General features: G+C 60.7%; 24 protein-coding genes. 12 read left to right on the top strand and 12 right to left on the bottom strand.

Features of this window, described 5'->3' with window-relative positions; genetic code table 11:
• Positions 1–182 precede the first annotated feature (182 nt).
• Entirely contained in the window at positions 183–932 is a 750-nt protein-coding gene (gene fabG, locus HW556_RS13905; protein WP_116943172.1) for a 3-oxoacyl-[acyl-carrier-protein] reductase, read from the top strand.
• 100 nt (positions 933–1,032) lie between these two features.
• Here fabG and lpxB read toward each other — a convergent pair whose 3' ends face one another.
• From lpxB to HW556_RS13885, 4 genes are read right to left on the bottom strand one after another with little or no spacing between them, the layout of a single operon-like run.
• A complete protein-coding gene (gene lpxB / locus HW556_RS13900; RefSeq protein ID WP_176900697.1) occupies positions 1,033–2,154 on the bottom strand; it encodes a lipid-A-disaccharide synthase in 1,122 nt (373 codons plus the stop codon).
• 58 nt (positions 2,155–2,212) lie between these two features.
• On the bottom strand, positions 2,213–2,632 hold the full coding sequence (locus tag HW556_RS13895; protein ID WP_176900696.1) for a 6-pyruvoyl trahydropterin synthase family protein: 420 nt from the start codon (positions 2,630–2,632) through the stop codon (positions 2,213–2,215).
• 26 nt (positions 2,633–2,658) lie between these two features.
• On the bottom strand, positions 2,659–3,660 hold the full coding sequence (locus tag HW556_RS13890) for a FecCD family ABC transporter permease (protein WP_176900695.1): 1,002 nt from the start codon (positions 3,658–3,660) through the stop codon (positions 2,659–2,661).
• Positions 3,657–4,583 carry an ABC transporter substrate-binding protein gene (locus HW556_RS13885; RefSeq protein WP_176900694.1) on the bottom strand — a complete coding sequence of 309 codons (927 nt, stop codon included), beginning with the start codon at positions 4,581–4,583 and terminating at the stop codon, positions 3,657–3,659. Before HW556_RS13885 ends, HW556_RS13890 begins: the two co-directional genes overlap by 4 nt.
• 223 nt (positions 4,584–4,806) lie before the next feature.
• On the opposite strand from HW556_RS13885, the gene rfaD reads away from it, so the two are divergent.
• On the top strand, positions 4,807–5,772 hold the full coding sequence (gene rfaD / locus HW556_RS13880; RefSeq protein WP_176900693.1) for an ADP-glyceromanno-heptose 6-epimerase: 966 nt from the start codon (positions 4,807–4,809) through the stop codon (positions 5,770–5,772).
• A 235-nt stretch (positions 5,773–6,007) separates the two neighbouring features.
• Positions 6,008–7,420: an FAD/NAD(P)-binding protein gene (locus HW556_RS13875; protein ID WP_176900692.1), complete on the top strand. Its 1,413-nt coding sequence runs from the start codon at positions 6,008–6,010 to the stop codon at positions 7,418–7,420.
• Positions 7,421–7,527: 107 nt separating this feature from the next.
• On the opposite strand, the gene HW556_RS13870 is transcribed toward HW556_RS13875, so the two are convergent.
• The 4 genes from HW556_RS13870 to HW556_RS13855 all read right to left on the bottom strand — a co-directional run bounded on the left by HW556_RS13870 (position 7,528) and on the right by HW556_RS13855 (position 10,291).
• Positions 7,528–7,815 (bottom strand): hypothetical protein, encoded by a 288-nt coding sequence (locus HW556_RS13870; protein WP_176900691.1) that lies wholly within the window; start codon positions 7,813–7,815, stop codon positions 7,528–7,530.
• Positions 7,816–7,920: 105 nt separating this feature from the next.
• The gene (locus HW556_RS13865) at positions 7,921–8,931 is read right to left on the bottom strand and encodes a zinc-binding dehydrogenase (protein ID WP_176900690.1); all 1,011 of its coding nucleotides are present in this window, start codon (positions 8,929–8,931) and stop codon (positions 7,921–7,923) included.
• Positions 8,932–9,121: 190 nt separating this feature from the next.
• A complete protein-coding gene (locus HW556_RS13860; RefSeq protein ID WP_176900689.1) occupies positions 9,122–9,520 on the bottom strand; it encodes a thiol-disulfide oxidoreductase DCC family protein in 399 nt (132 codons plus the stop codon).
• Positions 9,521–9,586: 66 nt separating this feature from the next.
• Positions 9,587–10,291, bottom strand: coding sequence for a Dph6-related ATP pyrophosphatase (locus HW556_RS13855; RefSeq protein WP_246289653.1), 705 nt, complete (start codon positions 10,289–10,291; stop codon positions 9,587–9,589).
• A gap of 92 nt (positions 10,292–10,383) precedes the next feature.
• On the opposite strand from HW556_RS13855, the gene HW556_RS13850 reads away from it, so the two are divergent.
• Positions 10,384–10,701: a hypothetical protein gene (locus HW556_RS13850; protein WP_176900688.1), complete on the top strand. Its 318-nt coding sequence runs from the start codon at positions 10,384–10,386 to the stop codon at positions 10,699–10,701.
• A gap of 155 nt (positions 10,702–10,856) precedes the next feature.
• On the opposite strand, the gene HW556_RS13845 is transcribed toward HW556_RS13850, so the two are convergent.
• Both HW556_RS13845 and HW556_RS13840 read right to left on the bottom strand, forming a co-directional pair.
• Positions 10,857–11,366 carry a hypothetical protein gene (locus HW556_RS13845; RefSeq protein ID WP_176900687.1) on the bottom strand — a complete coding sequence of 170 codons (510 nt, stop codon included), beginning with the start codon at positions 11,364–11,366 and terminating at the stop codon, positions 10,857–10,859.
• Between the two features lie 91 nt (positions 11,367–11,457).
• Positions 11,458–13,392 (bottom strand): DUF885 domain-containing protein, encoded by a 1,935-nt coding sequence (locus HW556_RS13840; RefSeq protein ID WP_246289652.1) that lies wholly within the window; start codon positions 13,390–13,392, stop codon positions 11,458–11,460.
• Between the two features lie 153 nt (positions 13,393–13,545).
• On the opposite strand from HW556_RS13840, the gene HW556_RS13835 reads away from it, so the two are divergent.
• On the top strand, positions 13,546–14,265 hold the full coding sequence (locus tag HW556_RS13835) for a 3-ketoacyl-ACP reductase (protein WP_176900686.1): 720 nt from the start codon (positions 13,546–13,548) through the stop codon (positions 14,263–14,265).
• Positions 14,266–14,411: 146 nt separating this feature from the next.
• Here the strand turns inward: HW556_RS13835 and HW556_RS13830 are convergent, their stop codons facing one another.
• Positions 14,412–16,160, bottom strand: a complete 1,749-nt coding sequence (locus tag HW556_RS13830; RefSeq protein WP_176900685.1) for an ABC transporter substrate-binding protein — start codon at positions 16,158–16,160, stop codon at positions 14,412–14,414.
• 140 nt (positions 16,161–16,300) lie between these two features.
• Here HW556_RS13830 and HW556_RS13825 point away from each other — a divergent pair, with 140 nt between their 5' ends.
• The 6 genes from HW556_RS13825 (at position 16,301) to lepB (ending at position 21,906) form a co-directional block, all read left to right on the top strand.
• Positions 16,301–17,116 carry a ParA family protein gene (locus HW556_RS13825; RefSeq protein WP_176900684.1) on the top strand — a complete coding sequence of 272 codons (816 nt, stop codon included), beginning with the start codon at positions 16,301–16,303 and terminating at the stop codon, positions 17,114–17,116.
• A 163-nt stretch (positions 17,117–17,279) separates the two neighbouring features.
• Positions 17,280–17,690 carry a hypothetical protein gene (locus HW556_RS13820; RefSeq protein ID WP_176900683.1) on the top strand — a complete coding sequence of 137 codons (411 nt, stop codon included), beginning with the start codon at positions 17,280–17,282 and terminating at the stop codon, positions 17,688–17,690.
• A 219-nt stretch (positions 17,691–17,909) separates the two neighbouring features.
• Positions 17,910–18,854, top strand: coding sequence for a ParB/RepB/Spo0J family partition protein (locus tag HW556_RS13815; RefSeq protein WP_176900682.1), 945 nt, complete (start codon positions 17,910–17,912; stop codon positions 18,852–18,854).
• Between the two features lie 109 nt (positions 18,855–18,963).
• The gene (locus HW556_RS13810; protein WP_176900681.1) at positions 18,964–19,605 is read left to right on the top strand and encodes a DUF5683 domain-containing protein; all 642 of its coding nucleotides are present in this window, start codon (positions 18,964–18,966) and stop codon (positions 19,603–19,605) included.
• A 97-nt stretch (positions 19,606–19,702) separates the two neighbouring features.
• Complete coding sequence (dapB, locus tag HW556_RS13805) at positions 19,703–20,422, top strand: 4-hydroxy-tetrahydrodipicolinate reductase (protein WP_176900680.1); 720 nt, start codon at positions 19,703–19,705, stop codon at positions 20,420–20,422.
• Positions 20,423–20,688: 266 nt separating this feature from the next.
• A complete protein-coding gene (gene lepB, locus HW556_RS13800; protein ID WP_176900679.1) occupies positions 20,689–21,906 on the top strand; it encodes a signal peptidase I in 1,218 nt (405 codons plus the stop codon).
• 178 nt (positions 21,907–22,084) lie between these two features.
• On the opposite strand, the gene HW556_RS13795 is transcribed toward lepB, so the two are convergent.
• A complete protein-coding gene (locus HW556_RS13795) occupies positions 22,085–22,750 on the bottom strand; it encodes a uracil-DNA glycosylase (RefSeq protein WP_176900678.1) in 666 nt (221 codons plus the stop codon).
• A gap of 122 nt (positions 22,751–22,872) precedes the next feature.
• Between HW556_RS13795 and apaG the strand changes: the two genes are divergently transcribed.
• Positions 22,873–23,259: a Co2+/Mg2+ efflux protein ApaG gene (gene apaG, locus HW556_RS13790; RefSeq protein WP_116942034.1), complete on the top strand. Its 387-nt coding sequence runs from the start codon at positions 22,873–22,875 to the stop codon at positions 23,257–23,259.
• The last annotated feature ends 129 nt before the right edge of the window (positions 23,260–23,388 follow it).

The raw sequence follows: 23,388 nt of genomic DNA, 5'->3' as shown, positions 1-23,388 counted from the left end.
TTGATCGAGCTTCAAGCCGCTGTAATTAGCTTTAAGCCGCAAGCTACAAGCTGCAAGCTTAGGTTATGAGCCACAAGCTACAAGTAGCAACCTACAAGTGCAGTTTAGCGACCTAATCCACAAAGCTTGTAGCTTGCGGCCTGAAGCTTGCGGCTCAGCGCAATCTTGTAGCTCAAAACACCATGACAAAACTGCTCGACGGAAAAGTAGCCCTGATTACGGGCGCATCTAAAGGAATTGGCCGCGCTATTGCCGCGTATTTTGCCCAGCAGGGCGCGCAGGTGGCTTTCACCTACCTATCCAGCGTGGAGAAAGGCCAGCAGCTGGAACAGGAGCTGGCCGCTTCCGGCACCAAGGTGAAGGGCTACCGCTCCGATGCTTCGGTGTACGCCGAGGCCGAAAAGCTGATTGAGGACGTGGTAGCCGAGTTCGGCAAACTCGATATTCTGGTAAACAACGCCGGAATCACCCAGGATGGGCTGCTGATGCGCATGAGCGAGCAGCAGTGGGACCAGGTAATGGCCGTCAACCTCAAGTCGGTGTTCAACCTGACGAAGGCCGCCACCAAGCCTATGATGCGGGCTAAAGCGGGCAGCATCATCAATATGTCGTCGGTGGTGGGAGTGAAAGGTAACGCCGGGCAGGCTAACTATGCGGCCTCCAAGGCGGGCATTATCGGCTTCACGAAATCGGTGGCCTTGGAGTTGGGCTCGCGCAACATCCGCTGCAACGCGGTGGCACCCGGCTTCATCGAAACCGAAATGACCGACGCCCTCGATGCAAAGCAGGTCGACGAGTGGCGCAAGGCCATTCCGCTGCGCCGCGGCGGCACCCCCGAAGACGTAGCCAAAGCAACCGCCTTCCTAGCCTCCGACGATTCGGCCTACATCACCGGCCAAGTGTTGCAGGTAGACGGCGGTATGCTGACGTAGGACGTTGCAATCACCTATTTTCAAAGGACCTTGATAACAGCTAGGATAGCTGTTATCAAGGTCCTTTTCGTTAGGAGACGCCCGAAACTTACCTGCCGGTCTACGCCGTTTTGGGTTCGCGCAGGTAACCCACCATCAGCGCGGCGGCTTTCTTGGAGGAGTTTTGCTGGCCCAGCTTCTCCCAGATTTCGGCGTACCCGGCTTTCTGCTTAGCAATGAATTCCTCGTCGGCAGTAATCTTCTTCAACTCAATCACCAGATTACGAGAGTTAAAATCGCCCTGGATGAGCTCCTTCACGACTTCCTTGCCCGCAATCAGGTTGACCAGCGAAATGAACGGCACCTTGATGACGGCCTTGCCAATGGCGTACGACACGGCGCTGGTGCGGTAGCACACCACCTGCGGCACCCGGAACAGGGCCGTTTCGAGGGTGGCCGTGCCGCTGGTAACCAAGGCGGCCGTGGCGTGGGCCAGTAGGTCGTAGGTCTGATCGAAGAGGACGCGCACGTTGTTGCGCTCGAAGTGGGCGTAGTAGTTGCGTTCGAGGTTATCGACGCCGGCCACAATAAACTGGTAGTTGAGGAAGGGCGGCAGAATGGCCAGCATCTCGTAGAGCATCTCCTCAATCTCCTGTTTGCGCGAGCCCGGCAGCACCGCAATAATGGGCCGCTCGGGGTCTAGGTGGTTGCGCTGGTAGAAATCTTCTGCTTTCTGGTGCTCGCCCACAGTGTCGGCAATGGGGTTGCCGATGTAGTCAACCTTGTAATCGAAGCGCTGGTAGAACTCCTGCTCGAAAGGGAGAATCACGAACATGCGGTCGACCACCTTCTTCACCTGGTGCACGCGGCCCTGGTTCCAGGCCCAGATTTTGGGCGAGATGTAGTAGAATACCTTCAGGCCGGCCTCCTTGGCGAACTTGGCCACCCGCATGTTGAAGCCGGCGTAATCCACCAGAATCACCACGTCGGGCTGCCAGGCCAGCAGGTCGCGCTGGCACTGCTTAAGGTAGCCGCGGAACTTGAGCACGCTGGTAGCAGCCTCCCAGAAGCCCATAATGGCCATTTCCTGGTAATGGCGCACCATTTCGCCGCCCTCGGCCTGCATCAGGTCGCCGCCCCAGAAGCGGAACTCAGCCTCAGGGTCCTGCTGGCGCAGCTCCTGCATCAGGCTGGCCGCGTGAAAATCCCCGGACCGCTCGCCCGCTATCAGGTAGTACTTCATCTGTTTGCTGAATGATATTTCACCATGCTTCGACTATAGAGCATGATAGTTTTGACATTTACTCCTCCCCGAAATACTCCACGAAGTTGCGGGGCGTTTCGTAGAGCTTGAGTGAGTGCAGGCGAGCCGGGGAAATGGCTTCGATTTCGGGCTGCAGGATCTTCCAGAAGGCCACCACCAGATTTTCGGTGCTGGCCAGCTGGCCAGTCATGAAAGGCACGTCGAGGTTGAGATTCTTATGATCCACCTGATCGATGACGTGGGTGCGGATGAGGGTACTGAGCTCCTTGAGGTCGATGACGAAACCGGTTTCCGGATCGGGGCGGCCCTTCACCGTCACAATGAGGTCGTAGTTGTGGCCGTGCCAGTTGGTGTTAGCGCAGGGGCCGAACACTTCTTGGTTGCGCTCGTCGCTCCATTTGGGGTTGTGGAGCTTATGAGCAGCATTGAAGTGTTCCTGGCGGCTGATGTATATCATTACTAAGATGTTAGAGGCGTAGTTGCCTACGCCCCTTGTTTGCGCAGCAAATATACGAAGAACGGTACGCCGAACAGGGCCGTGACTAGACCCACGGGCAAGCCGGCGGGCGGATAGAGCACGCGGGCCAGCAGGTCGCACATCACCAGGAAATTACCGCCCAGCAGCGCGCAGAACAGCATATTGCCCTTGCCCACCGTGCCCAGCAGCCAGCGCGTAATATGCGGAATAACGAGCCCCACAAATCCAATAGGGCCGCAGAGCGCCACCACGGCCCCGGTAAGGCCCGAGGCAATAAGCAGCAGCAGCCAGCGTGTTCGGGCCACCGGCAGGCCCAGGGCCGTGGCCCGCTCCTCGCCCAGCAGCAGCAGGTTGAGGTGGTTGCGCATCAGCGCCAGCGCGCCCAGCCCCAGCACCACGGCGGCGGCCGGGTACGGCAGCGTAGCCCAGCTGGCCCGCTCAAAACCACCCAACGACCAGAACGTGATGGTACGCAGCTTTTCCTCGGTAGCGGCCAGAAACGTGAGCAGCCCGCCCACCGACGTAACTAACGAGCCCATGGCCACGCCCGCCAACAGCAGCAACGTAGGTACCACCCGCCCCCGTCGGCTGCCAATTACCACCACCACCAGCGTAACGCCCAGCGCCCCCACCAGCGCCGCCAGCGGGGGCGCATATAGGCCAAATACCGTCAGGCCGGGCAGAAACAGGAACGTGAGACTGGCTCCCAGCGCCCCACCCGAAGCGGTGCCGAGCAGATATGGGTCGGCCAGCGGGTTGTTCACCATGGCCTGCATTACGTAGCCGCTCAGGGCCAGCCCGCCCCCGGCCAGCAGCGCCAGCAGCAGCCGCGGCAGCCGCAACTCGATGAGCACCAGCTGGGCAGGGTCGCGGGCGTCGTAGTGCAGCAGTGCCCGAGCAATGAGGGCGTAGTCGGTTTCATAGCTACCCACCCGCAAACCCACGGCCAGCAGGGCTGCCGTGAGCAGCAGACTGGCCAGTATAAAGGGCAGCGCAGGGCGGCTCATGGCGCGGGCGGCGACCAGATAAGCCCCCGTAATTCCTTCACCGACTCCACTACCCGGGGGCCAGGGCGCGACATCAGGTCGTCGGTGGGGTCGTAAATGCGGCGGGTCTGGTAGGCTTGAGTGCGTTTGAGCTCGGGGTAGAGGCGGAAAAACGTACTATCGAGCTTGCCGAAAGAGCCGCCCAATACGATGTCGGGGTTGAGCTTGAGGATGTATTCGCGGGTAAGGGCCGGGTAGGGCTGGGCGAACTTATCCACCACCGCATTCTGCCCGCCGGCCAGCCGGATTTTGTCCGTAAACAGCGTATTCTGCCCGTACACGTAAATGGGGTCCGTCCAAGTAATAGCCAGTATGGAGACGCCGTGAGGTTGGGGCAGCCGCTGAATATGCCGCAGCTCGGTCCGCAGCGAATCGACCAGCCGCTGGGCCTGCGCCGAGCGGCCCAGAATGCGGCCCAGATCGGTGAGGCCCCGGAAAATATCCTCCACCTTTTCGTACTGCTGATAATAGACGGGAATGCCCAGCTCCTGCAACCGTTGGGCGTCGGCTTCGGAGGTGATGCCGGTGGTCGTGAACACCACATCAGGCTTGAGGGCCACCAAGCGCTCCAGATCGAGCGGGTAACTGTTGATGATGGGCTTGCGCAGGGCAGCGGCCGGATAGTCGCAGACCTGGGTGCGGGCCACTATGGTAGCCGTGTCAGCCACGGCGTACAGCATTTCGGTCATAGAAGCCGCCAGCGCCATAATGCGGCGCGGGTGGGCCGGCACGGTCAGGGTGCGGCCCAAATCGTCGCGTAGCTGCTGGGGCGCGGTGGCTTCGGGCGCGGCAGTGGTGGCGGGCGTATCGGGGCGGCAGGCGGCCAGCAGCAGCAACAGCGGCAGGCTGCGCCCAAGCAGGCGGGCGGCAAATAAACGGGGCATACGCGCAAAGGTAACCGGCCAAAAGCATGCCTGAACTGTTATTCCCACATTCTACGTATTGGGCAGCAACATACAGGGGCCGATGCTATTCCGCGCCGCTACTTCTGCACCAGCTTGCGACGCGGCCCGTACCAGGAGTTCTTGCCCCATTATCCGCCCTACACCCACCGGTTGCCGGCCGTTCGCGGACGGCTGTTTACTTTTGAATCTAAATCTCTGCCTTATGATCGTCGTCACCGGAGCAGCCGGCTTTATTGCCAGCGCCCTCGTCGCCCGCCTCAACGCCGCCAATTTCAACGAAATTGTGGTGGTCGATAACTTCACCAACGAGCGGAAGCTGCTCAACCTTTCGGGCAAGCACCTAACGGAGTACGTGGACCGCGAGCAGTTTTTTACCTGGCTCGATGAGCACCACGCCGAAGTGGAGTTCATTTTCCACCTCGGGGCCCGCACCGATACCACCGAAACCAACCGCGACCTGCTCAACATCCTCAACCTGGAGTACTCTAAGCAAATGTGGCAGGCCTGCTGCCGCTACCAGTTGCCCTTGGTGTACGCTTCGTCGGCGGCTACCTACGGCTCGGGCACGCTGGGCTACTCCGACGACGACGTGCTGCTGTCGCTGCTGCGCCCGCTCAACCCCTACGGCGAGTCGAAGAACGACTTTGATAACTGGGCCGTGCAGCAGCCCGAAAAGCCGTTTTTCTGGGCCGGCCTCAAGTTTTTCAACGTGTACGGCCCCAATGAGTACCACAAGGACCGCATGGCTTCGGTGATTCTGCACGCGTTCCGCCAGATTCAGGAAACGGGTTCGATGACACTGTTCCGCTCGCACAACCCCGATTTCGCCGACGGCGAGCAGCAGCGCGACTTCGTGTATGTGAAAGATGTGGTGGATGTGTGCATGTTTCTGATGCAGACCCGCCGCGCCTCGGGAATCTACAACCTGGGCACCGGCGAGGCCCGCACCTTCCTCGACCTGACGCTCAGCACCTTCGCCGCCCTAGACCGCACCGCCGACATCCACTTCCGCGACACGCCCGAGGACATCCGCGACACCTACCAGTACTTCACGCAGGCCGATATGAGCAAGCTGCGTGGCATCGGCTACGAGCGGCCCTTCACCCGCCTCGAAGACGGCATCAACGACTACGTGCGCAATTACCTGGTGCCCGGCGCCTATTACTAACAGCTGTTGCGCAGCTACAGCACGGTGTAGGGGCGGGGCTTGTCCCCGCCCATCGTTGAACGACTCGGACTTGAATCGTTCCGGCGTAGGGGCGGGGACGAGCCCCGCCCCTACGCCGGCCGGCTTATTTCATTGATTTCGTTCAGTGGTGGGCGGCAACTGTAGAACAACTGGTATTCTTTTTAGCCCACAGTCCGGCGAGAACACTATCTTAAAGCTCCTAACCAAATAGCCTATGCAGCGCAGGAGCATTACGATCATCGGCGGCGGGTTTTCGGGCTCGATGCTGGCCGTGCAACTGGCTCGGTTGGCGGGGCAGCCTTTCCAGTGCGATGTGCATCTGGTAGAGCCCCGCCCCGCGCCGGGGCCGGGCCTGGCCTACACCGCGCGGCGGTCGGAGTACCTGCTCAATGTGCCCGTCAAAGCGTTGAGCGCGTTTCCGGAGGAGCCCGACCATTTCCAGAACTGGCTGCGCGTTACCGGGGCCGAGCAGGACTGTCAGGCCGGTTTCTGTACTCGCCAGAGCTACGGCCGTTACCTCCAGCAGCTGGTGGGCCAGGTGATCGAGTGGCCTTCGATGAATGGCATGAACTGCCAGTGGCACAACTCAGCGGCGCAGAGCATCGAGCCCAATCCCGATGGGACGGGGGCCGTGGTACGGCTGCGCAATGGCGAGCTTATCCGCTCCGATCTGGTGGTGCTGGCCTTAGGTAACTTCCCGCCCGCTATACCCACTCCCCTACCCCACAACTACCTCAATCATCCCGGCTACCACGGCAGCCCCTGGGCCTCTAGGGCGCTATCGGGCATCAAGCCCACCGATGATGTGCTGCTGCTCGGCTCGGGCCTGACGGCCGTAGATGTATTGCTGGGCCTGCGGGCCGATGGCCATAAGGGCCGCCTGACGGTGGTTTCGCAGCATGGCCGCTGGCCCGCCGCCGCTGTGCCCGGTGCCCCCTCCTACCCTAGTTTCTGGGCCACCGAGCTGGCTGGCCTGAGCAGCGTGGGCGCAGTATTGCGGGTGGTACGGCAGCACGTAGCGACGGCCCAGGCGCAGGGCCTTCCCTGGCAGCCCGTACTCGACTCGCTCCGGCCCGACCTGCCGCGCATCTGGGCCGGTTGGCCATTGGCCGAGCAGTCGCGCTTTTTGCGCCACCTGGCCGGCATCTGGTCAGTGTTGCGCCACCGCAGCCCCCCCGGCAACGCTGAAACAGTCAGAGAACTGCTGATCTCGGGCCGGGTGGAGCAAGTGCGGGGCCGGGCACGCGAAATCGCGCCTACCGACGACGATTTGCTGGTAACCGTAAGCCGCCCCGGCCATCCCGACCAGCAACTTACGGCCCAACACGTCATCACCTGCACCGGCCCATTGCTCGATTACCGCCGCATTCAGGAGCCGCTGGTGGTGCAGCTGCGCGAAGCCGGCTTGCTAACGCCTGATTCGCTGGGTCTGGGAATGCTGACTGATGCCGACGGCGCGCTGCTCGACGCATTCGGCCAGGCTTCCGACATGCTGTTCACCCTCGGTCCCAGCCGCCGCCCCGCCTACTTCGAATCGACGGCCGTGCCCGAGCTGCGTGCCCAGGCCGTAACAATGGCCCGCCTGCTGGGCCAGCGGCTGCGCCAGTTGGAGCGCGCCGAGGTGTAGCAGTATTACCGGTTATCAGCCAGCAAAAAGCCCCGCTTTCCAGTATCGGAAGCGGGGCTTTTTACAGGCTGATATGCCGGCAACGGCTTTGTAAGGCGACGGCTTGCTTAGGCCGCTTGCTCGTTGTGCGGGTAGAGCGGCAGCACGCGGGTATCGGTGCCGGGCTCGGGGAAAAGCAGCGCGGGAAGCTCAGGGTACTGCTGGGCCACAATTGGAGCGCTACGGCGCAGGGCGCGCATGAGCAGGTACTTGTACCGCTCGGCGTCGGCCAGCGCGGCTTCCACGGCCTGAAGGGCATCGGTGTAGGCCACGACCGGTACCGATTCGGCGGTTTCGCCGGTCGGGTACATCAGCTCAAAAACCGGGCAGGCGAGGTATTCAGCGGGCATCTTCATAGGGCAGAAAACTTCGTAGTTAGCGGATGCAAAACTAACCAAATTAGTAGATATTTAATTCCGTTTCGAAGACGAAATTTTCCACCTTAAAGGTACATTCAGCTGCTACTTTTCAGCCTTTATTTTTAGCACAATCTTGCCGAACTGCACGCCCTCATCCATACGGCGCATGGCCTGCTCGCCCTCGGCCAGCGCAAAGGTTTCGTCGACTCCCGGCACCAGCTTGTGCTGCTCTACCAGGTCCACCATATCGGCGAAGTCCTGCTCGGTACCCATAGTAGTGCCCAACAGCGAAAGCTGCTTCCAGAACACCTTGCGGGCGGCCATATCGGGCACGTCGCCCTGAGTTGCGCCGTAGAACACAATGCGCCCCCCGGGTGCAGCGGCGTCAATCAGGTCGTTGAAGCCGGGGCCGGCGGCGCTGTCGATGATGAGGTCGAAGCCGCCGCCGGCCTGCTTGCTGAGCGTGAAGGGCCACTTTTCGGTTTTGTAGCTGATACCGCCTTTGGCACCCAGCTTCACGGCCCGGGCAATTTTCTCCTCCGAGCTTGATGTCACCCATACCTCAGCACCGGCAGCTACTACCATTTGCAGGGCCAGCAGCGCCACGCCGCCGCCCACGCCGCTGATGAGCACCCGCTCGCCGGCCTGCACCTGTCCCCGTGTGAAAGCAGCACGATAAGCCGTGAGGCCACCCAATGGCAGCGCGGCGGCCTGTTCAAAGCTCAGGTGCGCCGGCTTGGCCCGCACGGCCGCGGCCGGCACGCACACGTACTCGGCGAAGGTACCATCGGCGGGCAGCCCCAGAATCTGGAAGTCGCGGCCCTGGGCGCGGGGGTCGTTGCCCCAGCCCTGGCCCGCATTGATTAGTACGGCCTGGTGCAGCAGGCTCGCGGGCGCGCCCTCGCCGAGGGCCGTAACCGTGCCAGCACCATCGGAGCCGAGAATAATGGGAAACTTAAGGCCAGCGTACTGGCCCTTTTGAATCCAGACGTCGCGGTGGTTGAGGGCGGCGGCGTGCAGCTGCACCAGTACCTGCCCGGCCGCGGGCACGGGCGTGGGCACTTCCTGCAGTTTCAGGGGCTGATCAATACCGGAAAGAACGAGAGCTTGCATTTGGTTAGTGGTTAGTGGTTAGTGGTTAGTGGTTAGTGGAAATACGAGCGTCATGCTGAGCGTAGCCGAAGCATCTCTACCGCAGTGGTAATCCTTTCGGCGGCAACGAAGCGGTAGAGATGCTTCGACTTCGGCTTGCGCCTCCGCTCAGCATGACGGTATTCATATAATTCTTCTTCCTGTTCTCTATTTACAGAAAGCGGCTTTGCAGCTCGGGCGTGGGCAGCCAGCAGCTTTCCTGGCGGCCGAACCAGCGGTAGCGGTAGCGGGCAATGAGGCGGTACACGGCGTCGCGCAGGGGGCGCGGAAACCAGCGGCCGGCCCGAGCCAGCCCCGCCCAGCGCCCGCCCAGCCGGGCCACAATGCCCAACGCCGCCGCCGAGTGCGTGTACGCCTGCCCATCAGCCACCAGCACCACCGAGTCAGGTTCGGGGGGCGCAGGCAGCTGGTGGGCCCGCAGCAGCTCCTGGCCGGCCGCCGACTGCAGGGCGGCAAACCGGAACTGCCCGGCCGCATCGTGCCGGATGATAAACTGCACAAACCCGTTGCACAGGTTGCAAACGCCATCAAAGAGAATAACAGGAGCCATAGTTTTGAGCTGTTAACGGAATGAACGGAAGCCGCCAATCAACGGCTATTGGCCAACAGCTTTCGTTCAATCAGCTAATAACAAATCCTGGAACCAAAAGGCGGCTTCGGTGCTGCTGCTACCATTTGGGGCCGGGTAAGTTCGGCGCACCAGCTCACCGCGCTGCACTGCAATCGGGCTGCTGAAGTAGGGCGCATCGTACACGAAGCTGTGGTACTCGCCGTTTTCGCCGCACGAGTCGATGCCGGGGGGCAGGTCGCGCAGAAACTCCTGGTTTAGCTCGCGGCCGCAGAAGCTGCGGTCGAGGTGCTGCTCGTTTACGCATACCACTACAGCCCGGAAGCCCAGCGCCAGGTACTCGGCCAGCAGCTCGGCGTTGGGCCGCTGCCAGAGTGGGAATACAGCCTCCAGGCCCACGGCGGCCAGCTGCTGCTCGCGGTAGCGGCGCAAATCTTCCAGATGAATATCGCCAAACACCGACCGTGCTACGCCCCGCGCCTGCAACGGGGCCAGCGTGGCGCGCATCAGCTGCTCGTAGGCGGCCATATCGGGGTTTTCTGGCAACCGCAGTTGTGTCAGGGGCAGGCCAATGCGTTGTGCCTGCGCTTCAAGTAGCGCCGTGCGTACGCCGTGCATTGATACGCGGCCGTGGTGGGCGTTTACGCTGGTGAGCAGTTCGGTAACGTGCAGGGCAGGGTCGCGCAGGGCGTGGTAAAGCGCCAGGGCCGAATCTTTGCCCCCACTCCAGTTCATCAGCGTTGGAATAGCCATGCGACGAAGGTACAACCCAACGCAACCCCGGCCCCGTCTGGCACGTTTGCCCGGTGAAGCTGTTCCTGACTTTCCCTCTGACCTTTCCACTTATGAATCGTACGTTTTCCCTCTGCCTGATGGCCGCCATTGGCCTCTGCCTCACTACTGCCTGCGACTACGATAAAGGCCCCGGCAAAGAGCCACAGTTCAGCCAGGATTTCACGAAAGGCCAGGAAGCTACTGCCGCCGATACCGACCTCGACAGTATAAGCCAGAGCCAGGATGCTTACACGCCCATTGGCAAGGGCTCGGCAGCCGACCAGCAAACGGCCTCAGACTCAGCCTTAGGTGCCGCCCAACGCACTCCACCTGCCAGTTCAATGCCCCAATCAAACTCTGAAGCAAAAGCTACAACCCGCGAAAACTAACTCTGGCTCCGGCCACACCTGTCTACCGGACTTTTCCGGCATTACCACCCTTCTATTTATCCCCACTATCCTTCCTTCCTCAGCACAATGCCCCGCCGGAATATCCGGCGGGGCATTGTGCTTATTTGACAGTTGTGCAGCTATACAGCGCCCGTCTATAAATTCCAGGCGCGGGGCTGGGGCTTGCCTACGTCGGTGCCCTTGGTGAGGGCCAGGCCGAAGCCCAACGCCAGCAGGTCTTCGAAGCTACCCACAATACCGCCTGGCAACCCCGATTCGCGGGTCATGCGCTTACGCAGGAAATAACTCAAGTAACTGCCAGATACGGCGGCCAGCATGCCCAGAACCGCTCCGTTCAGGGTTTTATCGTGATTTATGCGGAAAATAGTGGCCCCCACCAGCGCCCCCGAGGCAGCCCGACCCAACAGCCCGCCAGCCGCAATCCGGTCGGGAGCATTGGATAGCTTGTCGCCTATCGTTTCGCCGACGGACAGCAGTTTAAAACCTCCGGCGACCCAGGTTTTTTGCATGTAGCGCAGCGGAGAGCCAGCCAGCGCCTGGGGGTGGTAGGTAAGCAGATTGCTACTCAGTAATGCCGGGGCCGTCATGCTCCGGAAACCCGCTAGGGCGCCCATGCCCACGGTTTGCCAATGATATTTGGTCATAATAAAGCAGATGAAGCGTTGGAAAGAAAGGAATCTTTTCTAACGCAGCCCGTCGCTTTGTGGTTGGCAGAATACTCAGGCAGCACGGCCCCTACTTCTCGTTGGCGGCCCAGGTGTCCATTTTATGCTCCAGTACGGCCAGGGGCATCACACCGTCGTGGAGCAGTTCGTCGTGGAAGTCGCTGAGGTTGAAGTGGGCGCGGTTCTGGCCGGCGTACTGCTCGCGCAGGCGATTGGTATTGCCGCCCAGCTGCTGCTCGTATTTCTGGCGCAGCTCCCGCAGCTTAAGGGCTCCTATTTTGTAGCTCAACGCCTGCCCCGGAATGGCCATGTAGCGTTCAATCTCGGCCGTGGCACCCTCCTCACTGATGGCCTCGTTGGCCATCATGTACCGAATGGCCTGCTCGCGGGTCATATTTTTGGTGTGCATGGCCACATCAACCACCAAGCGCACGGCACGGTGCATTTCGTCGCCCAATGAGCCCATGTACTGGTAAGGGTCGGTGTAGAGGCCCAGCTCCTTACCCAGGCTTTCGGCGTACAGCGCCCAGCCCTCGCCCATAGCCCCGTACCAGGCAAAGCGCCGGAACTTGGGCAGCTCGGTGTTTTCCTGCTGCAGCGAAATCTGGTAGTGGTGGCCCGGAATGGCCTCGTGCAGAAACAACGATTCCATGCCCGAGGTCACGTTGAACTTGGTGGCGTCGAGAATAGGGATGTAGAAGACGCCGGGCCGCGAGCCGTCGGGGGAGCCCTGGTTGTACTCGGCCGAAGCCGAGGCAGCGCGAAAATCCTCGGTCTGCCGGATTTCAAACGGTGTTTTGGGCACCCGGCCGAACATGGTTTTCAGGTTGGGCTCCATGCGGGCCCGAATGGCGCGGAAGGCGTTGAGTACTTCCTCGGGCGTTTTATAGGGCATCAGCTCGGGATTGGTTTTAAGGCTTTCGAAAAAGGCCTTCAAATCGCCCTTAAACCCAACCTTTGCCTTTACCTGCTCCATTTCACCCCGGATGCGGGCCACTTCCTGCATGCCGGTCTGGTAGATTTCCTCCGGCGTTTTGTTGGTGGTCGTCCACGTTTTCACGTAGTAGCGGTACATTTCCGGGCCACCCGGAATGGCTGCAATGCCGGTGCTGGCGCGGGCTTTGGGCAGGTACTCGGTTTCGAGGAAGTCGCCCAGCTTTTTGTAGGCCGGCACCAGCTCCGTGAGGATGGCCGTTTGGTAGGCAGCCGTGAGGCGCTTCTTGTCGGCGGCTGTCAGGTTGGCGGGCAGCTTGTTGATGGGGCCGTAGAACAGGCTTTTGGTGGCGTCCTTGGTTTCCATGGCCCGCATCTGCGGAATCATTTTCAGCACCAGCGTGCGGGGCAGCACCACGCCGGCGGCCATGCCCTGGCGGAAGTTGGCAATGGCCGTGTCGGTCCAGGCCGTGAAGCCATGCACGCGGCCCAGCCAGTTGTCGTAGTCCTGCACTGTTTTAAAGGGCTGCACTCCCTCGCCCGAGCCGTACTGGCCCATGCTCAGCGGCAGGCCCCAGAACTGCTGGAACGGCATCATCCAGGTATTCAGCTTGAGGCCTTCCAGCTTGTTCTGCAGGTCGTACTCGAGAATATCGTAGCTGGTTTTGTCGTTTACCGACAGCTTTTCGCGCTTGAACCGGTGCAAGCCGTCGAGGTACTTCTGGTAGAAGGCCCGCAGCTGCTCCCGGAACGCGCGGGTGCCGTCGTTGGGTAGCTGGTTGTTGAAGCGGTTGTCGCCCTGGGTGGTAGCATCCAGCGGAAACAGCCGGGAATTTTCCTCCCAGTAATGCGCAAACAGCTGGTCAACGTCCTTCACGTTTTTCAGGTTGGGCGCGGTGTAGGCCGCGGTTTCGTCGGTGGCGGGTTGCTGCTGGTTGCAGCCGGTTAGCAGAGTGGCGGCCAGCAGGCCAGTGAGGGCAAAGTGCAAGTGCTTCATAGAACCACGGATCAGCATGGGTTTTGGGATTTCACGAATGTCGGGGCGCGCCGCCGCCTGAAAAGAATGGCGCATTAGGTGCGGGCTAGCACGGGCCACATGTACGGCCTGCGCCGGAAAGGTAAGCACGTTTTGCAAGCCCAACTGTGGGCCGGCCGGGAGCCGGGCGCTCAACCTTTACCTGGCCACCGGGTTATAACTACCTCACTCAACCCAACCGCTGACTTTATGGAAGACTTAACTGGCAAAACCGCCCTCGTAACAGGCGCCGGCAAAGGCATCGGCCGCGCTATTGCGCTGGCCCTGGCTGCCCAGGGCGTGCGCGTGGCCCTGCTGGCCCGCACCGCCACCGACCTGCAAGCCGTAGCCCAGGAAATTGAAGCCGCCGGTGGCCCAGCCGCCGTGGTAGTAACCGCCGATGTGGCCGACCGCGCCGCCGTGGATGCCGCCGTAGCCCAGGCCCTGGAGCAGCTCGGCAGTGTCGATATCCTCATCAACAATGCCGGCATCGGCACGTTCGGCAAATTCATGGATATGGAGCCCGCCGATTGGGAGCACATCATCCAGGTGAACCTGCTGGGCACCTACTACGTGACGCGTGCCGTGCTGCCCCAGATGCAGGAGCGCCAGTCTGGCGACATTATCAACGTGGCCTCCACCTCGGGCCTGCGGGCCTCGGCGGGCTCCAGCGCCTACAGCGCCTCCAAATTCGGCCTGATGGGCCTCACCGAGTCGTTGATGCAGGAAGTGCGCAAGCAGAACATCCGCGTTTCGGCCCTCACGCCCAGCACCGTAGCCACCGAGCTGGCCACCAGCAACGGCCTCACCGACGGCAACCCCGAAAAGGTGATGCAGCCCGAAGACCTTGCCGAAATCGTCATCAGCCAGCTGCGCCTCAACCGCCGCATCTTCATTAAGGAAGCCAGCATGTGGAGCACGAATCCATAAGGTTACAGATTGTCATTGCGAGCAGCGCGAAGCAATCTGCTCGGACAAAATGATGCATACTGTTTACCACAAAGCCCCTGACGTCCGTGCTGACGTTAGGGGCTTTGCGCTTTCATAGAGCTAGTCATTTTGCCCGCCCAGATTGCTTACTCCTTGCTCACCCGCTCCAGCACCAGCTGGTTCATGGGGTTGGGCGTGAGGCCGTGCACGTTGTTCTGGGTCAGGCGCACCACTTCATCGTAATACACGCTGATAACCGGGCATTCGGCCACAATGATGCGGTCCATTTCCTGATAGAGGGCGTAGCGTTTCGTGTCGTCCTGCTCGAGCTTGGCCTGCTGGTAGAGGCGGTCGTAGGCAGCGCTTTTGAAGTGGGTTTTGTTGGGGCCGGCGGGCGCGAAATTGGGGCTGTAGAACAGGGCCAGGTAGTTTTCGGCGTCGGGGTAGTCGCCAAGCCAGCTACGGGTGAAGAAAGCGGCGCGGCCGTTGTCAATCATTTCGCCGTGGGCCGCGCCCTGGTTCACATCAATTTCTACCAGCACGCCCACTTCGGCCCACTTCTTCTGGTAGTACTCGCACAGCTCCTTGGTTTCGGCCACCGTGTTAAGGCGCAGGCGCAGCGGCTTGCCCGGCCCGTAGCCGGCCGCCGCCAGCAGCTGCCGCGCTTGGGCCAACTCATAGGTGTAGCCCGGCACCTTGGCGGCGCTGAACGAAGGCAGCGAGGCCGGCACGAAGCCCGAATTGCCCGGCCGGCCCACGTTGTTGAGGAAGTAGGCCAGCAGTTCGGGTTTGTTGAGGGCGTAGTTGAGCGCCTGCCGCACCCGCTTGTCCTGCAGGGCGCGGCCGGTGGTCAGGTTGTCGCCACGCAGGTTGGTCAGGTCCTGCTGCATCCCGATGTATTCGGTGTTCAGGTAGGGCACTTTCTGCAGCTGGAACTTGCCCTGGAAATCCTCGCGCACCTCACCATCGGGGTACATAATCAGGTCGCGCGAGCCGCTGCGGATGCCACTTAGGAAATCGAGCTTGCCCTGCATGAAGGTCAGGAACTCGGTTTTACGGTCCTGGATGAAGGTAATCTGCACCGCGTCGAGGTAGGGCAGCTGTTTTCCCTGCGCGTCCTTCTTCCAGTAGTTGGGGTTGCGGTGGTAGATGATGGCGTTGCCCTCGTCCCACTCCTTGAACCGGAACGGACCGGTGCCCACCGGATGGGCCCGGAAATCCTTGCCCCACTTCTGCACCGCCTCGCGGGGCACCACGTAAGCATAAGGCATCGTGAGGATGCCCAGAAACGGGATAAATGGCTCTTTCAGGTGAATGCGCAGCATGGAATCATTCACGGCCACGAAGCAGGTATCCGACGGTTCGCCGCCGGCCTGCTCCAGCACTTTGCCCCGGAAAATCCAGCCGCCGGGACTGGCCGTGGCCCCGTCGAGCAGGCGTTTAAACGAGTACACGAAATCCTGGGCCGTTACGCGCCGGCCTTTGCCGCCCGCGAATACATCGGCGTCGTGGAAGCGGGCTTCGGGCCGGAGCCAGAAGGTGTACGTGGTGCCTTCGGGCGAAATGCGGTAGCGCCGGGCCAGGCTGGGGCCGGGGCGCAGGCTGTCGTCGAGCTCCACCAAACCGTTGTAGAGCTGGGTGGTGGCCCAGGTGTTGGCCTGGTTGCGGGCGAAGGCCGGGTCGAGCGAAGTGAGGCTTTCGGGCTGGTTGTAACGGAACACCCGGCGCGCATCCGTTGGGGCTGCCGAATCGGTGCAAGCTGCCAGCCCCAGTAGCACCGGCAGGGCCAGCAGTAGCGGCAGGCGCGGCAGCACTTGCCCGAACAGCCATGGCTTTAGCGGTTGGAAACGCACAAATCCCGCAGTGCGGGGCAGAATTGGAAGCAGGGGAACCATGAAACCGTGTATATTTGCCAAAGGTATCTTCCCGGCCGGGATTTGCTTCCGCGCCACTCCACGGCGTTGCGTCAGTCTGGCCGCCACCTGAACTAAGCTAACAGCTAGCAGCCATCAGCTAACAGCTTCATTTCGACCTCATGGGCAAAATCATTGCCGTAGCCAATCAGAAAGGCGGCGTGGGCAAAACCACTACCTCCATCAACCTGGCCGCCTCGCTGGCGGCGCTGGAGTACCGCACCCTGCTCGTGGATGCCGACCCGCAGGCCAACGCCACCTCCGGCGTGGGCTTCGACCCGAAGGATATCGAGAACAGCATCTACGAGTGCATGGTGGACGGCATCAACGCCCAGGACATCATCCTGCAAACCAATGTGCTGCCCCACCTCGACCTCATGCCCTCCCATATTGATTTGGTAGGTGCCGAGGTGGAGATGATCAACCTGCCCAACCGGGAGGAGAAGATGAAGGACGCCCTGCGTCCGCTGGCCGAGCTCTACGACTTCATCATCATCGACTGCTCGCCCTCGCTGGGCCTGATTACGGTGAATGCCCTCACGGCTGCCCACTCGGTTATCATTCCGGTGCAGTGCGAATACTTCGCCTTGGAAGGCTTAGGCAAGCTGCTCAACACCGTTAAAATTATCCAGAGCCGCCTGAACGAGAACCTGGAAATCGAGGGCATCCTGCTCACGATGTACGATGTGCGCCTGCGCCTGAGCAATCAGGTGGTCGAGGAGGTAAAGCTGCACTTCCAGCAGCTGGTGTTCGATACCATCATCCCGCGCAACGTGAAGCTGAGCGAGTCGCCCAGCTTCGGCATCCCCGTTATTCTGCACGACGCCGAAAGCAAGGGCAGCATCAGCTACCTCAACCTGGCCCGCGAAATCGTGGAAAAGAACATCGAGGTGCTCAACGGAACCGGCAACGAGGAGCCGGAGGACGCTGCGGCGTAGGGGTTGCGGGAAGCTAGAAGAAATACTACGGAACGTCATGCTGAGCGGAGCCGAAGCATCTCTACCGCAGTGCTAACCAACGAATGTTAGCATTGCGGTAGAGATGCTTCGGCTCCGCTCAGCATGACGTTTTTTATCATTTATCCACCCAACCTGAATAAAAATGCAGCTACGTCCTAAATACCTGCTGGTCGCGGCCGCAGTGGCGTTGCTGCTGTGGTTTGTGTTCGATGCCCTGACCCAGCCCGGCCCCCAGGACCTGGACGGTGGCTTTACGGAGGTGGCCCTGTACCGCAACGAGAATAACACCGGCCCGGTGCAGCGCATTTATGCCGTGACCGTGGCCGACACTGCCCGCTGGGCCGAGATGCAACAATACGGCGAGTACATGCCCTACACCAAATACGGCAACACCAAGGTGTATTTCTTCGCCGCGGCCCGACCCGCGCCCAACCAGCTGCAGCCCGGCTCCGAGCCGTTTGCGGCGGAGTTCCGCACCAACTGCCTGGCCGTGTACGAGAAGGATTTGCTGAGCAACGTCAGCTTTAAGCGCCTGCCTTTCCGGCAGCTCTAGCCTGGCGGGCCGCAGCTAATAGGTTGGGCACTCTTGCTTCTCAAAGTCGCAACCTCAACTGTAGGGAGCTGACGAATTTCACCGGCTAAGTGGCTCAGTGCCGCGTGTTTCACGGTTTTTCTGTAGGCGTGGAACATTTTTATCCCGGCATCCCGCTTGTTTGTGTATTTTTGACTCCCGCTTTTGCTCCGTGCTATTGGGTGAGGGCGGCTTGCAGGTATGTCTGAAAAAAACGAAGAGAAGAACTCATTTCCCGCGACTCCTAAGCGCCGCGCAGGTGGCTTGGGCCGTGGCCTGAACGCCTTGATTGAGGGTAGCTACGAGAAGAAAAGCGAGCGAATGGGCGGCCTCGTGCCCCACCCCGTCAACTCGGTTGGCCTGATTCCGGTGGGCCAGATACAGGCCAACCCGTACCAGCCCCGCACCCACTTCGACCAGGATGCGCTGCGCGAGCTGGCCGAAAGTATCCGCGTGCAGGGCATCATCCAGCCCGTTACGCTGCGCCAAACGGGCACCAACTCCTACCAGCTCATTTCGGGCGAGCGGCGCCTGCAGGCCTCTAAGCTGGCCGGCCTCGATGCCATTCCGGCCTACATCCGCAAGGCCGATGACCAGCAGATGCTGGAAATGGCCCTGATCGAGAACATCCAGCGCGAAAACCTCAACGCCATCGAAATTGCCCTCAGCTACCAACGCCTGGTGAGCGAGTGCAACCTCAAGCAGGAGGAACTGGGCGACCGGGTGGGCAAAAACCGCTCAACCGTAACTAACTACCTGCGCCTGCTCAAGCTGCCGCCCGATATTCAGATCGGCCTGCGCGACACGGTTATCAGCATGGGTCACGCCCGCGCCCTCATCAGCATCGAGAGCATGGACCAGCAGCTGGCTTTGTTCCGGCGCATTGTGGCCGAGGAACTGTCGGTGCGCAAGGTAGAGCAGCTGGTGCGCGGCGGCGCGGGCGGTGAAACCGAGAAAAAACCAGGTAGCGCACCCGAGCCGGTGGTACCGGTGGCCGAAATCAAGCGGACCGAGCGCCACCTTTCGGAGCGTTTCGGCAGCCGGGTGATGGTGAAGCCGGGGCCGCAGGGCCGGGGCGAAATCAAGATTGCCTTCGATTCGGTGGAGGACATGCAGCGTATTCTGCACATTCTGCAGCCCTCCTAGTCGCAGCCGGCACTTTATACCAAGGCCCCTGCGTAGCACGTTGGCTGGAAGCCGGTCGTATTGACCCGGTTTTCCGGCCGTTCGCGCGGCTCGCTCCAATTCCATTTGTATGCTCCGTTCCCGTTATTCTCTGCTTTTTGCCCTGGCCCTGCCCGTGGCCACGCTGTGGCCGTCGGTAGCTTCGGCCCAGGTAGTTACGGCCGGGCCCGACTCGGTGCAGGTAGCCTCGCGGCCGGCCGCGGCCGATTCGGCGCGGCGCACCGAGCGGCTGCTGGGCATGCGGGTTACGCGGCCCCAGAAAGCGGCGCTGCTGGCCCTGGCGCTGCCCGGCGCGGGCCAGGTGTACAACCGCCGCTACTGGAAGCTGCCCCTGGTATATGGGGGCCTGGGTGGCGTGGGTTACGGTTTGTTCTTCTACCAAACCGGCTACCGCGAGTACGCAGATGGCAAAAACCAACTGATTGCCAACCCGGATATGGCCATCAGCGAGTTGGAGGGTAAGCGGGTAAGCCAGGAAACGAGTGCGGCCAATGTGCAGCGGGGCGTTAACTTCTACCGCCGCAACCGCGACACGTTTATTGCCTACACGGCCGTGGTGTACGGCATCACCATTCTCGACGCACTGGTAGACGCCCACCTGCGCAACTTCGACGTCAGCGACGACCTTAGCCTGCGCCTCGACCCGGCCGTGCTACCTAGCCCGGGCCAAGCCCCACGCGCCGGCCTCGCCCTCACGCTTTATGTGAAATAGCGGGGTGCTAACAACTTTGCCATCTCATTTCTTTATCACCAGCTAACCCTAGTTATCCGCTATTTACTAGCTTTCGACTTCCAGCTTTTTCCATAACATGAATATTCTCCTGATTGGCTACGGCAAAATGGGCCGGGCCATCGAAGCCCAGGCCCGGGCACGGGGCCACCAGATTGCCGGCATCATCGACCCCAGCAGGCCTGGGGTAAGCATCACCGATTTCACGCCTGCTCAGGTAGACGTGGCCATCGAATTCACCCACCCCGATGCGGCTTTCCAGAACGTGGCGGCCTGCCTGCGGGCCGGCCTACCGGTGGTGTGCGGCTCTACGGGCTGGCTGCACCACTTCGGCGAAGCCAAGGCGCTGAGCCAGCAAACCGGCACACCACTGTTTTACGCCTCCAACTATAGTGTGGGCGTGAACCTGTTTTTCCACTTCAGCGAGTACATGGCCGCCAAAATGCACCAGTTTGGCGGCTACGATGTGCAGGTCCGCGAAATCCACCACACCCAGAAAGTCGACCAGCCCAGCGGTACGGCCCTGACCGTGGCCGAAGGCATTCTGCGTCACTTCCCCGGCAAAACCACCTGGCGCAACGAAGCTACCAGCGAGGCCCACGAGCTGGCGGTGCTCTCGGAGCGCGAGGGCGCAGTTATCGGCACCCACATCGTTACGTACTCCTGCCCCGCCGATACCATCGAGCTCAAGCACGAAGCCCACACCCGCGAAGGCTTCGTGCAGGGCGCACTGCTGGCCGCCGAGTGGCTACCTGGCCGCCAGGGCGTGTTCGGCATGAACGACCTGCTGGGGCTATAGGTGAACGAGTGGATGACCGGTGTAGGGGCGGGACTTACCCCCACCCGCCGTTGAACGGAGCCGTTGCACCAGTGCGAATGAGGGGCTTAGAAAACCGAAGGACAGCGAAGTTAAGCCCCGCTCCGACCTCGTGCGGCAACTGCTTAACATCAGGCATTCGCCAACTTACTTATCCGCAGTTCGCGCATTATTTCGCATCTTCCATCGTTTAAACCGTAGCGCTCCGGCTTTGGCCGGCAGTTCGCTTTTTCTGGCTCAATTGCATCATGGCAGTACAATCCTGGGAGAAATACCTCGAAAATAATCCGGCTGGTCCGGCACCGGCGGGCGGCCCCACTCCTGTGGCTAAGAAACGCAAGGGCCCGATTCGCGAGTGGGGCGACGCTATTCTGTTCGCCGTAATTGCGGCCACGCTCATCCGCTGGGCCACGTTTGAGGCCTACACCATCCCAACGCCCAGCATGGAGCACACGCTGCTGGTGGGCGACTACCTGTTTGTGAGCAAGCTGCACTACGGTCCGCGCACGCCCCAAACGCCGCTGCAGGTGCCCCTCACCCATCAGACTGTCTGGGGTACCAGCGTGAAAAGCTACTCCGAAGCCATCCAATTGCCCAGTTACCGGCTGCCAGGCTTCTCGGAGGTGAAGAACAACGACGTGGTCGTGTTCAATGTACCCTTCGAGGCCGAGCACCCCGCCGACCTGCGCACCAACTACATTAAGCGCTGCGTGGCTATAGCCGGCGACGTGCTCGAAGTGCGCCAGAGCCAGGTGTATATCAATGGGAAGCCCGCTGAGAATTTCCCTGAGATGCAGAACAGCTACTACCTGCAGGTGCCCCAAGCCAACGACGAGCTGATGACGGCCTTCAAGGAGCAGGGCATTGTGGAGTATAACACGCCCGACGGCCTGCCCTACCAGGAAAACAGCGCCGAGTACGGCCCGGGTTACCTCATCAGCATGACTCCGGCTTCGTACAACTACTTCAAACAACAGCCCTACGTGAAGGGCATTATCGAGCTGAAGACGCCCGTAGGCCAGCGCGAAGGCCAGGAGGTGTTTCCTAATAACCCCGACTACCCCTACAGCCAGTCGCTGTCACCCGCACCCTACCCGAGCTGGAACAAGGATAACTATGGCCCGCTCCAGATTCCGAAGGAAGGCCAGACCGTGCAGCTAACGGCCCAGAACACGCCCCAGTACCTGAAAATCATCACCCGCTACGAGCACAACGAAGGCATCACCGTTGATGGCACGGGCCGGATTCTGCAGAACGGGCAGCCGCTCACCAGCTACACCTTCAAGCAGGACTACTACTTCATGATGGGCGACAATCGCCACAACTCTCTCGATTCGCGCTTCTGGGGCTTCGTACCCAAAGACCACATCGTGGGCAAGGCCGTGCTCATCTGGATGTCGGTTGACCCGAATGGCAGCTTCCTGAGCAAAATTCGCTGGAACCGCCTGTTCAACCTAGTCCACTAAACCAAACGTGGTGCAGATGAGAAGAATGCCGTTCAGTGGCATATTGGCTCATCTTTCTTGTCTGATGAGAAGACACAAAAGCCACCCTATCTGGGCGGCTTTTGTGTTTAGGGTAACCTTTAAAATCAGCGTTGATCCTCTACTAAACGGCATCTTTTTCATCTGCACCATCTGTGGTTTACCACTGAATTGGCTGCTGGCCGTGCTGCTCCAGGTAGGCGTTGGTCTGGCTGAAGGGGCGGCTGCCGAAGAAGCCCCGGTCGGCGGCGTAGGGCGAGGGATGCGCGGCTTTGAGCACGAGGTGCTTGCGGGCATCAATGACTTCGCCCTTTTTCTGAGCGGAGGCTCCCCAGAGGATAAACACGACATGCTCCTTCTGGTCGGAAATGGCTTGAATGGTGGCGTCGGTGAACTGTTCCCAGCCTTTTTTCTGGTGGCTGGCGGGCTCCTTGGCGCGCACCGTGAGCGTGGCGTTGAGCAGCAGCACGCCCTGTTGTGCCCACCGGTCGAGGTTGCCGTTGGGCGCCGGGGCCGTGGCGGGCAAATCGGTGGCCAGCTCCTTGAACACATTCTGGAGCGAAGGCGGCGTGCGCACGCCCTCGGCCACCGAGAAGCTCAGGCCGTGAGCCTGGCCCCGGCCGTGGTAGGGGTCTTGTCCCAGAATCACCACTCTCAACTTATCAAACGGGCAGGCCTCGAAGGCATGAAAAATTTGGGGGCCGGGCGGAAAAACTTCGGCCGTGGCGTATTCGCCCTTCACAAAGGCAATCAGGTGCTGGAAATAAGGCTTTTCGAACTCGGAGGCCAGCACCTGCCGCCAACTTTCTTCTATCTTAACCGACATACGAACCAGTATTATTTGTTAGTTTGAGACGGTATTGGCAGCCCGGATTGCGTAGAGCGAGGTAAGTAAACCAAACGCAGGCCTGGGCTGTTACCCTTTTTCTTCTTTGGAACTCCGCCGTTATGAATACGACCACCACTCAGGGCGTAACCGTCAGCGTTACTACCAATTATTTGCCCGACTATTCGAGCCCCGGTCAGGAGCATTACGTTTTTGCCTACAAAATTGATATTCGCAACAACAGCGAATATACCGTGAAGCTACTGCGTCGCCACTGGTTTATTTCGGATGCCAACGGCGTTGTGCGCGAGGTAGAGGGCGAGGGCGTGGTAGGCCAGCAGCCGGTACTCGAACCCGGCGAATCGCACCAGTACGTATCGGGCTGCAACCTGAAGTCGGGCGTGGGCAAGATGCGCGGCACTTACCAGATGGAGCGCATAATGGACGGCAGCGAGTTCGACGTGGAAATTCCGGAGTTCACGCTCATCGTACCATACCGCCTGAATTAATAGTTCGGTTCATTTTCTGAACAGCTTATAGCCGCCTCCGGGCGGCTATTTTTTTTATGCATTGGGATTCCGAAAAGTGTAGTACTTCGTGGCACGCTGTAGGGGCGGTGGGGGCGGTTCCTTTGCCCG

The organism is Hymenobacter terrestris, from assembly GCF_013377905.1.
GTDB classification, from domain to species: Bacteria; Bacteroidota; Bacteroidia; order Cytophagales; family Hymenobacteraceae; genus Hymenobacter; species Hymenobacter terrestris.
Note: the sequence above shows the minus strand (reverse complement) of the source record. Positions and strands in the feature narration are given on the sequence as shown.